Source organism: Sphingopyxis sp. 550A (assembly GCF_053569535.1).
Window position 1 is genome coordinate 3733116 of sequence record NZ_CM131615.1, and the last position, 12620, is coordinate 3745735.

A 12620-nucleotide genomic window follows, 5' to 3' on the forward strand; every position below is an offset into this window, starting at 1 on the left:
CGACGATGGGCATCTCGACTTCGCTCGATGCGAACGGGTTCTTGATTGAAGGAGTTCTCCCATGTCCGATGAAACCCCCGTCAGCGTGACGATGCAGAAGGACGGCGACGTCGCCGTCGTCATCGTCAACAATCCCCCGGTGAACGCGCTGTCGTGGCACGTCCGCCAGGGCCTGAAGGATCATTTCGAGGCCGCGCTCGCCGACGACGGCGTCAAGGCGATCGTGCTGCGCTGCGACGGCGGCACCTTCATCGCCGGCGCCGACATCAGCGAATTCGGAAAAGCCCCGCGCGGGCCCGATTTCAATGCCGTGCTCAACATGATCGAGGCGGCGTCGAAGCCCGTCGTCGCGGCGATCCACGGCACTGCGCTCGGCGGCGGGCTGGAGACCGCGCTCGTCTGCCATTATCGCGTCGCGGTGCCCTCGGCGAAGCTCGGCGTCCCCGAGGTGAAGCTCGGCCTGCTGCCCGGCGCGGGCGGCACGCAGCGCCTGCCGCGCGTCGTCGGGGTCGAGGCCGCGGCGACGATGACCTCGCTCGGCGAACCGCTTCCCGCCGCGAAGGCGAAGGAGCTCGGTCTGGTCGATGAACTGGCGGGCGAGGACAACCTCGCCGCCGACGCGATCGCCTTTGCGCGCGCGAAGATCGCCGACGGCCCGCGCCCGACGCGCGAGCGCAAGGTGTTCGGCGACGTCGCGGTGATCGAGCAGCTCAAGACCGCCAACGCCAAGCGCTGGCGCGGCTATGACGCTCCCTATGCTAACCTCGCCTGCGTCGAGGCGGCGACGCGGCTGCCCTTCGACGAAGGTCTGGCGTTCGAGCGTCAGGAATTCATGAAGCTGATGATGGGCAGCCAGTCGGCGGCGCAGCGCCACATCTTCTTTGCCGAGCGTCAGGCGGCGAAGATCGACGGCCTGCCCAAGGACATCAAGCTGCGCGACATCAAGCATGTCGGGATCATCGGCGCCGGCACGATGGGCGGCGGCATCATGATGAACTTCCTCCAGAAAGGCTTTCGCTGCACGATCGTCGAGATGCAGCAGGACGCGCTCGACCGCGGGCTCGGCGTCGTGCGCAAGAATTACGACGCGAGCGCCGCGAAGGGCCGCTTCAAGCCCGAACAGGTCGACCAGATGATGGGGCTGATCACTCCCGCGCTCGAACTCGACGCGCTCGCCGACTGCGACCTGATCATCGAGGCGGTCTATGAGGATATGGGCGTCAAGAAGGAGATCTTCGGCAAGCTCGACACAATCGCCAAGCCCGGCGCGATCCTCGCCTCGAACACCAGCTATCTCGACGTCAACGAGATTGCGGCGTCGACCAGCCGCCCCGGCGACGTGCTGGGTATGCACTTTTTCTCGCCTGCGAACGTGATGAAGCTGCTTGAGGTGGTGCGCGGCGACAAGACCGCCGACGATGTGCTCGCGACCGCGATGGCCGTTGGCAAGAAGATCGGCAAGGTCGCGGTCGTCGCGGGCGTCTGCCACGGCTTCATCGGCAACCGTATGCTCGCGCCGCGCCAGATCGAGGCGCAGAAGCTGCTGCTCGAAGGCGCGACTCCTGCGCAGGTCGACAAGGTGCATGTCGATTTCGGCATGCCGATGGGCCCGTTCCAGATGAGCGACCTTGCCGGCGTCGATATCGGCTGGCACCGCGACCCCAACCGCATCGAAAGCATCCGCGACGCGCTCTGCGCCGAGGGCCGCTGGGGCCAGAAGAAGCAGGCGGGCTTCTACGACTATGACGAGAAGCGCACCCCCACGTCGAGCGCGCGGGTCGAGGAGATCATCGACGAGTTCCGCAAGAAGGCGGGGGTCGAAAAGCGCGCGATCACCGATCAGGAGATCATCGAACGCACCCTCTATCCGATGGTCAACGAGGGCGCGCTGATCCTTAGCGAAGGCAAGGCGCAGCGTGCGAGCGACATCGATGTCGTGTGGATCTATGGCTATGGCTGGCCGGTCTACCGCGGCGGCCCGATGTTCTGGGCGGGCATCGAAGGCACCGACAAGATCGCCGCGGCCCTGGAAAGCCACGGTTTCGAGGTGGCCCCGCTGCTGAAGGAAAAGGCGGCGGCGAAGAGCGGGTTCTGAGTCTTTAACCGCCAAGCAAAGCAGGGCCGCCTGTCCCACACCGGGGCAGACGGCCTTTCTTTTGCTTGCGCACCGCCGCAGGCGTGAGCGAAAACTTGCGATTCAGGGTTAAGATGGTGGCAATGGCCGTCGTTAGGGCAGAGCATGAATGCCATGTCCCTGATTGCCGCCCTGCTGCTTGCCGGAAGCGCTGTGTCGCCGCCCGCTGCGACACCGCCGCAGGCGACTGCGGTCGGCGTGGCGCGAGCGCGCATCTTGGCGCCCGCGGAGGTTCGGCGTGTGGGCGATCGGCTGGAGATCAAGACCGGCGATCGCCGCACGCCGACGCAGCTTCATCGCACCGAACGCCGCGACGGCGGCGAGACGGCGGATTTTTATTGAGCGTGCCGCATCGTCGAGTGGGCCGCTCTCGACCGATTGTCGCCGTTTGCCGACGGCGCTATGTGATCGAAATGAGCCCTCTAGCCCGAGCTATGGAAATCGTGTTCATCTGCGCGTGGTTCGTCGCGCTGGGTGGGCATCTCTACGGAACCCGCTATTGGATACCGATGTGGGCGGCGGGGTTCCGCAAGCTTGATAAACACCACGGATATCGACGTAAAGCGGCGATAGGGTACGGCATATTCTTTGCTGCAATCCTCGTCGGCTTCGCGGCCGGCGGTATTGCCGAATATTGGGGCGGTGGCTGGTGATGACAGCTAAGGACCGGAAGTTGCCCTATCCTTCTTCGTCACCCTGGACCCTTCGACAGGCTCAGGACAGGCTTGATCCGGGGTCCATTCATCCGGCGCTGAGAGAATGAATCCCGGATCAAGTCCGGGATGACGAGAGTCTGAAAGTCGCGCGCGGCATCTCATCTTTGTCATTCCCGCGAAAGCGGGAACCCAGAGCGTGCGTCGGCTAACCCCACACTGGGTTCCCGCTTTCGCGGGAACGACAAAGGTGGGGAGGGGGCAGCTCTCCAACCCCAAAACCGGCACCCGCAGCAGCGTTGCCTATGTCTGCAACGTCCGGATGATCGCCGAAAAATCATGGCCGCCTTCGTCCGCCGCGACGAAGGCTTCATAGAGTTCGCGGGCCTTCGACCCCATCGGGACGTCGGCGTCGACGCTCGCCGCGGCCTCCATCGCGAGGCGCAGGTCCTTGAGCATCAGCGCCGCGGCGAAACCGCCCTTGTAATCATTGTCGGCGGGGCTCGTCGGTCCGACGCCGGGGAGCGGCGCGTAGCTGGTCAGCGACCAGCATTGCCCCGACGAGACGCTGGCGATGTCGAAGAAAGTCTGCGGGTCGAGCCCGAGCCTCTGCGCGAGCGCGAGGCTTTCGCACGTCGCGATCATCGACGCGCCGAGCAGCATGTTGTTGCAGATCTTCGCCGCCTGCCCAGCGCCTGCGCCGCCGGCATGGATCACCGCCTTGCCCATCTTCGCAAGAATCGGCTCGGCGCGCGCAAAGCCTTCGTCGGTGCCGCCGACCATGAAGGTCAGCGTCCCCGCATTGGCGGCGGCGATACCGCCCGACACCGGCGCATCGGCCGCGACGAGGCCTTTCGCGGTCGCCGCCTCGATATTCGACCGCGCGGTCGCGACGTCGATCGTCGAGCAGTCGAGCAGCAAGGTGCCCGGCGCGGCGTTCGGGAAGACGTCGCTTTCGTATACGCCCGCGACATGCTTGCCCGCGGGGAGCATCGTCACCACCGCCTCGGCGCCGGTGACCGCGTCGGCGGCCGATGCGGCGCGGGTGCAGCCAGCTTCGACGGCGCGCCCGAGGGCTTCCTCGCTGAGGTCGAAGGCGCGGACGTCATGGCCCGCCTTGGCAAGATTCGCGGCCATGCCGCCGCCCATATTGCCGAGTCCGATGAACGCGATTTTCATATATTCTCTCCATGAGCCCTCTCCCCTTCAGGGGAGAGGGTTGGGAGAGGGGGGAGGTCAGCAGGCCCCTCTCCAACTCCGGCTAGCGAACAAGTTCGCAAGCCTCCATATCCTCTCCCCTGAAGGGGAGAGGGCCGGGCGATCATCGCCCCTTCCACACGCCTTCGCGCTTCTCGATGAAGGCGGCCATGCCTTCGGCCTTGTCCTCGGTCGCGGCGAGGATCTGGAACAGGCGGCGTTCGTAGAGCAGCCCCTGATCGAGCGTGGTCTCGAAGGCGGCATTGACCATGTCCTTGTTCACCATCGCCGCCATCGGCGGCATGGCGGCGATCGTCGCGGCGGTCTTCACCGCTTCGTCGACCAGCGTCTCGTGCGCGACGACGCGCGCGACGAGCCCCGAGCGTTCGGCTTCGGCGGCGTCCATCATCCGGCCGGTGAGGCACATCTCCATCGCCTTCGCCTTGCCGACCGCGCGGGTCAGCCGCTGCGACCCGCCCATGCCCGGCGCGACGCCGAGCTTGATTTCGGGCTGGCCGAATTTCGCTTTTTCGCTGGCGATGATGAAGTCGGCCATCATCGCAAGTTCGCAGCCGCCGCCGAGCGCGAAGCCGTTCACCGCGGCGATCCACGGCTTGCGGACCTTCTTCACGAAGTCGCTCGTCCATTTCGAGAAGAAGTCTTCGAGGTAGAAATCGGCCGCCGGCTTGTCGGCCATTTCCTTGATGTCGGCGCCCGCGGCGAACGCCTTGTCGCCCGATCCGGTGAGCACGGCGCAGCGCTGGCCGGGGTCGGCCTCGAAAGCCGCGAAGGCCGCGATCAGATCGTCGAGCACCGACGAGTTGAGCGCGTTCAGCGCCTGCGGGCGGTTCAATGTCACCAGCGTGACGGCGCCGCGCTGCTCGACGAGGAGGGTTTCGTATGTCATTCGGCAATCTCCTTCGTCATTCCGGCGAAAGCCGGAATCTCGACGGCGAGACCCCGGCCTTCGCCGGGGTGACGGTTTAGGTTAGAGGGGTCCATTTCTCGTTTTCCGGCAGCGGCGCGAAGATCGCGTCGATCCAGGCGTCGGTGACCGCCTCGGGCGTCGGCGGGTCCCATTTCGGGCTGTTGTCCTTGTCGATGATCAGGGCCCGGACGCCTTCGATGAAGTCGTGCATCGCGACGACATGGCTGCCGATCGCATATTCCTGGCGCATCTGGCTCGCGAAGTCGGGCATCGCGCCGCCTTCCTTGAGCTGGCGCAGCGCGACCTTGCAGGTCTGCGGGCTCTTGGTGCGGAGCGCATCAAGCTCCTTCGCCGCCCATTCGCCGCCATCGGTCTCGAGCGCGGCAAGGATATCCTCATAGCGGTCGCTGGCGAACAGGCGGTTGATCTTGTCGACCTGGCCGGTGATCGCGGCAGGCGGAGCAGTGACCGACAGTTCGCCCAGGATGCCGCCGATGCGGTCGGGGTGCTGCGCGATCCGCGCCTTCGCTTCGGCGAGCTTTTCCGACGGAAGATAATGAGTCGCGAGACCCAGCGCCAAACATTCGGCGCCGTCGAGCCGCGCGCCGGTGAGCGCGAGAAAAACCCCGACACGACCTTCGAGCCGCGGCAGATACCAGCCGCCGCCGACGTCGGGGAAGAGGCCGATCCCGGTCTCGGGCATCGCGAAGCGGGTGTGCTCGGTCGCGACGCGATAGGGTGCGGGCTGCGAAATGCCGACTCCGCCGCCCATCGTGATGCCGTCCATGAAGGCGACGACGGGCTTCGGATAGGTGAAGAGCAGATGGTTGAGGCGATATTCGGTGTGGAAGAAGGCGCACGCCTCCTTCCCATCCTTCGCGCCGCTTTCCGCGAGCATGCGGATATCGCCGCCCGCGCAGAAGCCGCGTCCCTCGCTATGGTCGATGATCACCGCCTCGACGGCGCCATCCTCGCGCCACCCGACGAGCGCGTCGATCATCGCCTCGCACATCGGCAGGTTGAGCGCGTGAATCGCCTTGGGGCGATTGAGCGACAGGCGACCGACGCGACCGTCGGTGCTGATCAGAACATCTTCGGTCATTGGCGCAGCAGGTCCCTTCCCACGATCATCCGCATCACCTGGTTCGTCCCTTCGAGGATCGAATGGACGCGCAGGTCGCGCCAGAAGCGCTCGATCGGATAATCCTTCAAATAGCCGTAGCCGCCGAACAATTGCAGGGCGTCGTTGACGATCTTGCTGCCATTGTCGGTCGCGAGCCGCTTCGCCATCGCCGAGAAGCGCGACTTGTCGGGAGCGTTCGCGGTCACCTTCGCCGCGGCGAGATAGAGCAGGGCGCGCGCGGCTTCGAGGTCGGTCGCCATGTCGGCGAGCATGAACTGGGTGTTCTGGAAATCGGCGATCGGCTGCCCGAACTGCTGGCGATCCTTCGTATAGGCGATCGCCTCGTCGAGGCAGCGCTGCGCGCCGCCCAGCGAGCAGGCGCCGATGTTGAGCCGCCCGCCGTCGAGCCCCGCCATCGCGAAACGAAAGCCGTCGCCCTCGGCCCCGACCCGGTTTTCGACCGGCACGCGGCAATCCTCGAAAATCACCTGCGCGGTCGGCGAGGCGTTCCAGCCGAGCTTCTTCTCGGGCGCGCCGAAGCTGAGGCCAGGCGCATCCTTCTCGATGACGAGGCAAGAGATGCCTTTCGACTTCTCTTCACCGGTGCGGACCATGCAGACATAGATGTCGTTGGTACCCGCCCCCGAAATGAACTGCTTGGTGCCGTTGAGCACATAATGGTCGCCGTCCCTTTTCGCCGTGGTCTTGAGCGCCGCGGCGTCCGACCCCGACCCCGGCTCGGTCAGGCAATAGGAGGCGATCTTCTCCATGCTGACGAGTTGCGGCAGGAAGCGCGCCTTGATCTCCGCGCCGCCGAAGCGGTCGATCATCCACGTCGCCATATTGTGGATCGAGACATAAGCGCTGGTCGCGGGGCAGCCATAGGCCATCGCCTCCATGATCAGCGCCGCCTCGAGCCGGCCGAGCCCGATGCCGCCCGATTCCTCGGCCACGTAAATCGCGCCGAAGCCGAGCTCGCCCGCCGCCTTCCAGACATCGACAGGATAATGATGCGTCTCGTCCCACTCGGCCGCGAAAGGTGTGATGCGATCGGCGGTGAATTTGCGCGCCATGTCCTGAATGGCGAGCTGGTCGTCGGTAAGCTGGAACTGGTCGGTCATGGTCACTTCTCTAGGATGGCCTCGGCCTCGATTTCGACTTTCCACTCGGGGCGGATCAGTGCGGGGATTACGAGCATCGTCGCGGCCGGGCGGATGTCCTTGAACACCGCGCCATGGGCATGGCCGACGCGGTCGGCATCGGCGGCGTCGGTGATGTACATGCGGGTGCGGACGACGTCGGCGAAGCTGCCGCCGAGCGCCGCGAGCGCTTCGCCGATGATCGCCAGGCAGCGCGCCGCCTGCACCCCGGCGTCGCCGGGGGTCGACGAGCCGTCGGGTTCGATCGGCGCACAACCGGCGACGTCGATGCGATTCCCCACCCGAACCGCACGGCTGTAGCCGTAAACGGGTTCGAACGGGGAGGCCGAGCTGTGATTGCGTCGAGAATCGTCAGCCACACGTGACCTGCGTGATCTTGTACGCATCGTCGTACATCACATTCACCCGGTCCTGCCGATAATCCATCGTCATCGCCGAGCGCGGCGGGCCCCAGCGCAGCGTGCGCGCGCCGGTCGCCTTGACGATTGCGCCGCCCAGATCGGGCGTCGCGGTCTGACCGACGAAGCTCGCGCCCGCATCGGCGTTGCACGTCATTTCGGCGGGCGGCGGCGGGGTCGATTCGGCGGGGGCTTCGCTGGCCGCGCAGGCGGCGAGCGGCAGGGCGGCGGCGGCGATTGCGATCAGGCGAATGTCCATCGTGAATCTCCCTTTCTGGCCATCAGGCACAACGGCTATAGCGCATCGGTTCGGGCGCGGCACCCTCGCCATAATCGCGGCGGACGAGTATCTTGCCGCCATCCTGCACCGTGAGTTGCATCAGCCGGTCCCAATCCTCGCCTTCGCCGCTGAACTTGTAATCGGCGACAAGGCGCGTTGCACTGCGTTCGCGGATATGCGCGAGGATTCCCTGCGATTCATAGAAACGCAGGTCGGCCGCGCCGATCGTCAGCAGTCCCTTTGCGTCCCCCTTGGTCGAGGTGCAGTCGGCCGCGACCAATCCCCAGCGCCCCTGAAGCGCGACGGGAATCGCCGCGTCACCCTGGCCGATACCAGGGTCAGGCTTTGCAGGCGGCTTCACCGCCGGGTCGGCGACATAGTCGGGCGCGCTTTCCTGCGCCGCGGCGGGCGCCGCGGGGGCGGCCTCGGGAACCGTCGGCACCGCGGGCACCTTGTCGGCTTCGGCCTGCTCATCCTTGTCGCCGCCACTACAGGCGGCGAGCAGCAGCAGCGCCGCCGGCATCGTCCATCGCATCATCATCCTTCTCCTTCGACAGGAGAAATGGTCGACCCGGCGCAAGGGTTGCCTAGCCCATCGTCGGGATGACGAAGGCGTTGCCGCCGTCGGGCGAGCCGTCGGGCCAGCGCGCGGTGACGGTCTTGACCTTGGTCCAGAATTTGACGCCTTCCATGCCGTGCTGGTTGGTGTCGCCGAACGCCGAGCGCTTCCAGCCACCGAACGTATGGTAGGCGACCGGCACCGGGATCGGCACGTTGATCCCGACCATGCCGACATTGACGCGCGCCGCAAATTCGCGCGCCGCGTGGCCGTTGCGGGTGAAGATGGCGACGCCGTTGCCGTACTGATGCTTCGACGGCAGGTCGAGCGCGGTTTCGAAATCAGGCGCGCGGACGATCTGGAGGACGGGGCCGAAGATTTCTTCCTTGTAGCTTTCCATGTCGGGGGTGACGTGGTCGAACAGCGTCGGGCCGACGAAGAAGCCCTTCTCATGCCCCTGCAGCGTGAAACCGCGGCCGTCGATGACGAGCTCGGCGCCCTCGTCGGCGCATTTCTGGATCCAGCCCTCGACCTTCTGCTTGTGCGCTTCGGTGACCACCGGGCCGTAATGCGCCTCGGCATCGGTCGACACGCCGACGCGCAACGCCTCGATCGCGGGGACGAGCTTGTCGCGGAGGCGGTTCGCGGTGTCCTCGCCGACCGGCACGACGACCGGCAGCGCCATGCAGCGTTCGCCGGCCGAGCCGAAGGCGGCGCCTGTGAGATCATTCACCACCTGGTCGAGGTCGGCGTCGGGCATGACGATGCCGTGGTTCTTCGCGCCGCCCATCGCCTGGACGCGCTTTCCGTTCGCGACGCCGCGGTTGTAGACATAATGCGCGATGTCCGACGAGCCGACGAAGCTGACCGCGCCGATATCGGGGTGGTCGAGGATCGCGTCGACCATCTCCTTGTCGCCGTGGACGGTCTGGAAGATGCCTTCGGGCATCCCCGCCTCGAGGAACAATTCCGACAGGCGCACGGGAACCGACGGGTCGCGTTCGCTGGGCTTGAGAATGAAAGCGTTGCCGACGACGGTCGCGATCGCGCCCATCCACAACGGGATCATCGCGGGAAAGTTGAACGGGGTGATGCCCGCGCCGATGCCGATCGGCTGGCGCATCGAATAGACGTCGATGCCGGGACCGGCACCGATCGTATAGTCGCCCTTCAGCACATGCGGCGCGGCGCAGGCGAATTCGACGACGTCGAGCCCGCGCTGGACGTCGCCGCGCGCGTCGGCGATCACCTTGCCATGCTCGGCCGAGAGCATCTGCGCCAGCTCTTCCATATTGGCCTCGACCAGCCGCTTGAATTCGAACATCACGCGGGCGCGGCGCTGCGGATTGGTCGTCGCCCAGCCGGGCTGCGCGGCCTTCGCGGCGGCGACGGCGCGGTCGAGCACGGCGCGATCACCCAGCGCGACCCGCGCCTGCACGCCGCCGTTGTTGGGGTCGAGGATGTCGCCGAAGCGAGCGCTACCGCCGGCGCCGCCGGCGATGTGGTGGTCGATCTGTCGCATGAGGGGGTTTCCTTTCCCTATTTTCTGCGGCGCGCCCACAAACGCCCGTTCGTGCTGAGCTTGTCGAAGCACCGTTCTTCTTCACCAGGCGTCTGAATGAAAGAACGGCCCTTCGACAAGCTCAGGGCGAACGGAGAGAGAATGGCTCCAGTTTGACGCGCGCCGCTCTCGAAACGGTCTATCGGACCAGTTGGGACCCGATTGCAAGGGATAGACTTGCAGGACGATGCTGCATATTTGCAGGCAAATGGATTGGGACGAGCTGCAATATTTCCTGTTCGTCGCGCGCCACGGCACGCTCGCGCGGGCGGGGGCGGCGCTGCACGTCGATGCAACCACGGTCAGCCGCCGGGTGAGCGCGCTCGAAACCGCGCTCGGCCAGACCTTGTTCGAGCGCGCGCCCACCGGCTTCGTCCTGACCGCGGCGGGCCGCGCGCTCGTGCCGCACGCCGAAGCGATGGCGGCGGCGGCGGCGCGCATTCATACACGCGACGAGGAAACGGGCCTGTCAGGGCAGTTGCGGGTCAGCGTTTCCGAAGGCTTCGGCAACAGCTTCATCGCGCCGCGGCTCGGCCGTTTCGTCGCCGCGCATCCCGAGCTCGAGATCGACCTCGTCGCCTCGTCGGGCTTCCTCGACCCGTCGCGGCGCGAGGCCGATATGGCGATCCTGCTCGCGCGACCCCGAAAAGGCCCGCTGATCACGCGCAAGCTGTCGGATTACAGTCTGGGCCTCTATGCGCCCGCCGACCGGCCCGAATGGCGGGACGCGGCCGAGCGGACCCCGCTGGCGCGCGCGGGGATTCCGGTGATCGGCTATATGCCCGACATCCTCTATGCGCCCGAACTCGACTATCTGGGCGAGATCGAGCCGGGGCTGCGCGCCACCGTGCGCTCATCGTCGATCCTCGCGCAGCGGCGGATGATCGCCGGCGGCGCCGGGGTCGGCGTCCTGCCCTGTTTCCTGGCCGCGGACGACCCCGCGCTGGTGCGCGTCCGGCCCGATCAGGTCATCGCGCGCGCCTTCTGGCTCGCGCTCCACCGCGACGTCGCGCCGCAACCGCGGATTCGTGCGTTCATCGAATGGCTCGATGCCGAGGTGCGCGAGAATCGGGGCCTGCTGGTCCCGGACTGATGCCGCGCGCGCCGCTCAGAACTGATAGGCGAGCCCGCCGCCCATCAGCCACTGGTCGCGGCTGCCGGCGACATCGACGATCGGCGAAGCCCCGAACCGGCTCGTCATCCGGCCATATTGCGCGCCGCCGATCAGCACGAAGCCCTTGCGAAGGTCACCCGACAGCGAATAGGCGCCGGCCATGCCGATCGTATATTTGCCGAGCGTCGCCTTGCGGCCGGCGCCGGTATAGACGGGCAACCCGCTCGCGGCGCTGCCCACGGGGTCGACGTCGAAATAATAGCGGCCGAAGCCCTTGCCATAGACATTGAACGACGCCGAAAGGCCGATATAGGCGCGCTTCGACAGCGGCGTGCCATAATCGATCGTCGGCGAGACGACCCAGCTTCCGTGCCGGCCGCTGATGTCCTTGACCCCGACGACGCGAAAACCGATCTGGTCGTAGCGGCTGGTGATGATGCCCGATTGCGTGATCCCCGCCGAAATGCCGAGCTCGACCGCCATCTTGCGGTCACCGAGCGCCTCGACCTGCGCGTCCTTGATGCGGCCGGTACGGTCGCTGCGCAGGTTGATGATCGGGCCGAACTTGAAGTCGGTCCGCTGCCCGCGCTTCTGACGGATCAGGTCGACCTGAAAATTGGTGCCGCGGGTCGAGAAGCTGTACCCCTTGTAGCGCCCGCGGAAATAGAAGGCGGGAAGGACGTTGCGCTCGTCCGAACCATTATAGCTCGGCACGGTGATCACCCCCGCGGCAAGCGCGAAATAGTCGCGCGCATAGCGGCGGTCCTCACGATCGTCCTGCGGCCGTGCGGCGGGGAGCAAGATATTGTCATCGATGTCGCCGCTGTCCTGCACGAAGCGCGCCGGCGCATCGGCGGGCGCAGCGACCGGCGACGGATCGGCAGTGAGCGGCAGATCGTAGGGAAGCGCGACCTCCTCGGCCGCGGCGGGCGCCGCGAAGCCCGCGAGGGCAGCAAGGATCGGCGCCAGGCGGAGGAAGCGGAAGAGCGACGTCAAATCGGGCATATCCATCCTATGTTCTTGCCCCTCTGGCAGCGGGTGTATGGGATTGTCACCGCAATGCAAAGACTTCGTCTTGCCGGGGGAGGCTTTTCGCTTCATCGTGGCTTTCATGCATCGCTCCGTCCTGCCTTCCCTTCTATCCGCGCAAGCGCGCATCGGTTCCCGATGAGCCGCGCGGGACGGTTCGCGGGCTATGCGCTGCTCGCGAGCGCGGCGCTGATCGCGGCGGTGATGCGGCGCGAGGCGATCGCGACGATCGGGCCGTTTCCGGTGATCGCGGTCGTGCTGCTGCTTGCGATGGTCGGGGCGATGCTGGTGTTCACCGACCTGATGGTGCGCGGGCTGTACGCGCAGATCGGTACAGCGAAAGGGCGCGAGGAAGAGGAAGAATAGCTCCCCTCCCTGCAAGGGAGGGGCTGGGGGTGGGTCGCCGCAGGCGTTCTTTCCTTCGGAGTTCCTTCGGGTCGCTTACCCACCCCGCTGCGACTAGGCAGCGAGCTGCCAAGTCTTC

General features: G+C 66.3%; 14 protein-coding genes. 5 read left to right on the forward strand and 9 right to left on the reverse strand.

The window, feature by feature from the left end:
• Positions 1 to 61: 61 nt before the first annotated feature.
• From ACVENA_RS18005 to ACVENA_RS18015, 3 genes are all read left to right on the forward strand, one after another.
• Positions 62 to 2095, forward strand: a complete 2034-nt coding sequence (locus tag ACVENA_RS18005; protein ID WP_449326502.1) for a 3-hydroxyacyl-CoA dehydrogenase NAD-binding domain-containing protein — start codon at positions 62 to 64, stop codon at positions 2093 to 2095.
• A gap of 144 nt (positions 2096 to 2239) precedes the next feature.
• Positions 2240 to 2476, forward strand: coding sequence for a hypothetical protein (locus ACVENA_RS18010; RefSeq protein WP_449326503.1), 237 nt, complete (start codon positions 2240 to 2242; stop codon positions 2474 to 2476).
• A 92-nt stretch (positions 2477 to 2568) separates the two neighbouring features.
• Positions 2569 to 2787, forward strand: a complete 219-nt coding sequence (locus tag ACVENA_RS18015) for a hypothetical protein (protein ID WP_449326504.1) — start codon at positions 2569 to 2571, stop codon at positions 2785 to 2787.
• A 303-nt stretch (positions 2788 to 3090) separates the two neighbouring features.
• On the opposite strand, the gene mmsB is transcribed toward ACVENA_RS18015, so the two are convergent.
• The 8 genes from mmsB to ACVENA_RS18055 all read right to left on the reverse strand — a co-directional run bounded on the left by mmsB (position 3091) and on the right by ACVENA_RS18055 (position 9954).
• Positions 3091 to 3966, reverse strand: coding sequence for a 3-hydroxyisobutyrate dehydrogenase (gene mmsB / locus ACVENA_RS18020; protein WP_449326505.1), 876 nt, complete (start codon positions 3964 to 3966; stop codon positions 3091 to 3093).
• Between the two features lie 142 nt (positions 3967 to 4108).
• Entirely contained in the window at positions 4109 to 4891 is a 783-nt protein-coding gene (locus ACVENA_RS18025; protein ID WP_449326506.1) for an enoyl-CoA hydratase-related protein, read from the reverse strand.
• A 76-nt stretch (positions 4892 to 4967) separates the two neighbouring features.
• Positions 4968 to 6014 carry an enoyl-CoA hydratase/isomerase family protein gene (locus ACVENA_RS18030; RefSeq protein ID WP_449326507.1) on the reverse strand — a complete coding sequence of 349 codons (1047 nt, stop codon included), beginning with the start codon at positions 6012 to 6014 and terminating at the stop codon, positions 4968 to 4970.
• Positions 6011 to 7156, reverse strand: a complete 1146-nt coding sequence (locus tag ACVENA_RS18035) for an acyl-CoA dehydrogenase family protein (RefSeq protein ID WP_449326508.1) — start codon at positions 7154 to 7156, stop codon at positions 6011 to 6013. Before ACVENA_RS18035 ends, ACVENA_RS18030 begins: the two co-directional genes overlap by 4 nt.
• Positions 7157 to 7158: 2 nt before the next feature.
• Positions 7159 to 7554 (reverse strand): RidA family protein, encoded by a 396-nt coding sequence (locus tag ACVENA_RS18040; RefSeq protein WP_449326509.1) that lies wholly within the window; start codon positions 7552 to 7554, stop codon positions 7159 to 7161.
• Positions 7547 to 7852: an I78 family peptidase inhibitor gene (locus ACVENA_RS18045; RefSeq protein ID WP_449326510.1), complete on the reverse strand. Its 306-nt coding sequence runs from the start codon at positions 7850 to 7852 to the stop codon at positions 7547 to 7549. The genes ACVENA_RS18040 and ACVENA_RS18045 overlap by 8 nt, the downstream gene beginning before the upstream one ends.
• 22 nt (positions 7853 to 7874) lie before the next feature.
• A complete protein-coding gene (locus ACVENA_RS18050; protein ID WP_449326511.1) occupies positions 7875 to 8414 on the reverse strand; it encodes a hypothetical protein in 540 nt (179 codons plus the stop codon).
• Positions 8415 to 8460: 46 nt separating this feature from the next.
• On the reverse strand, positions 8461 to 9954 hold the full coding sequence (locus ACVENA_RS18055; protein ID WP_449326512.1) for a CoA-acylating methylmalonate-semialdehyde dehydrogenase: 1494 nt from the start codon (positions 9952 to 9954) through the stop codon (positions 8461 to 8463).
• 247 nt (positions 9955 to 10201) lie between these two features.
• Here ACVENA_RS18055 and ACVENA_RS18060 point away from each other — a divergent pair, with 247 nt between their 5' ends.
• On the forward strand, positions 10202 to 11086 hold the full coding sequence (locus ACVENA_RS18060; RefSeq protein WP_449326513.1) for a LysR family transcriptional regulator: 885 nt from the start codon (positions 10202 to 10204) through the stop codon (positions 11084 to 11086).
• Positions 11087 to 11101: 15 nt separating this feature from the next.
• Here the strand turns inward: ACVENA_RS18060 and ACVENA_RS18065 are convergent, their stop codons facing one another.
• Positions 11102 to 12112, reverse strand: a complete 1011-nt coding sequence (locus tag ACVENA_RS18065) for a MipA/OmpV family protein (RefSeq protein WP_449326514.1) — start codon at positions 12110 to 12112, stop codon at positions 11102 to 11104.
• Between the two features lie 162 nt (positions 12113 to 12274).
• On the opposite strand from ACVENA_RS18065, the gene ACVENA_RS18070 reads away from it, so the two are divergent.
• Positions 12275 to 12502, forward strand: a complete 228-nt coding sequence (locus ACVENA_RS18070) for a hypothetical protein (protein ID WP_449326515.1) — start codon at positions 12275 to 12277, stop codon at positions 12500 to 12502.
• The last annotated feature ends 118 nt before the right edge of the window (positions 12503 to 12620 follow it).

What these genes read in the sequence shown, in the direction of transcription:
- mmsB (WP_449326505.1), bottom strand. Translation starts at nt 3,966, where the DNA reads ATGAAAATCGCGTTCATCGGACTCGGCAATATGGGCGGCGGCATGGCC.
- ACVENA_RS18010 (WP_449326503.1), top strand. Translation starts at nt 2,240, where the DNA reads ATGAATGCCATGTCCCTGATTGCCGCCCTGCTGCTTGCCGGAAGCGCT.
- ACVENA_RS18005 (WP_449326502.1), top strand. Translation starts at nt 62, where the DNA reads ATGTCCGATGAAACCCCCGTCAGCGTGACGATGCAGAAGGACGGCGAC.
- ACVENA_RS18015 (WP_449326504.1), top strand. Translation starts at nt 2,569, where the DNA reads ATGGAAATCGTGTTCATCTGCGCGTGGTTCGTCGCGCTGGGTGGGCAT.
- ACVENA_RS18025 (WP_449326506.1), bottom strand. Translation starts at nt 4,891, where the DNA reads ATGACATACGAAACCCTCCTCGTCGAGCAGCGCGGCGCCGTCACGCTG.
- ACVENA_RS18060 (WP_449326513.1), top strand. Translation starts at nt 10,202, where the DNA reads ATGGATTGGGACGAGCTGCAATATTTCCTGTTCGTCGCGCGCCACGGC.
- ACVENA_RS18050 (WP_449326511.1), bottom strand. Translation starts at nt 8,414, where the DNA reads ATGATGATGCGATGGACGATGCCGGCGGCGCTGCTGCTGCTCGCCGCC.
- ACVENA_RS18055 (WP_449326512.1), bottom strand. Translation starts at nt 9,954, where the DNA reads ATGCGACAGATCGACCACCACATCGCCGGCGGCGCCGGCGGTAGCGCT.
- ACVENA_RS18035 (WP_449326508.1), bottom strand. Translation starts at nt 7,156, where the DNA reads ATGACCGACCAGTTCCAGCTTACCGACGACCAGCTCGCCATTCAGGAC.
- ACVENA_RS18070 (WP_449326515.1), top strand. Translation starts at nt 12,275, where the DNA reads ATGAGCCGCGCGGGACGGTTCGCGGGCTATGCGCTGCTCGCGAGCGCG.
- ACVENA_RS18045 (WP_449326510.1), bottom strand. Translation starts at nt 7,852, where the DNA reads ATGGACATTCGCCTGATCGCAATCGCCGCCGCCGCCCTGCCGCTCGCC.
- ACVENA_RS18030 (WP_449326507.1), bottom strand. Translation starts at nt 6,014, where the DNA reads ATGACCGAAGATGTTCTGATCAGCACCGACGGTCGCGTCGGTCGCCTG.
- ACVENA_RS18065 (WP_449326514.1), bottom strand. Translation starts at nt 12,112, where the DNA reads ATGCCCGATTTGACGTCGCTCTTCCGCTTCCTCCGCCTGGCGCCGATC.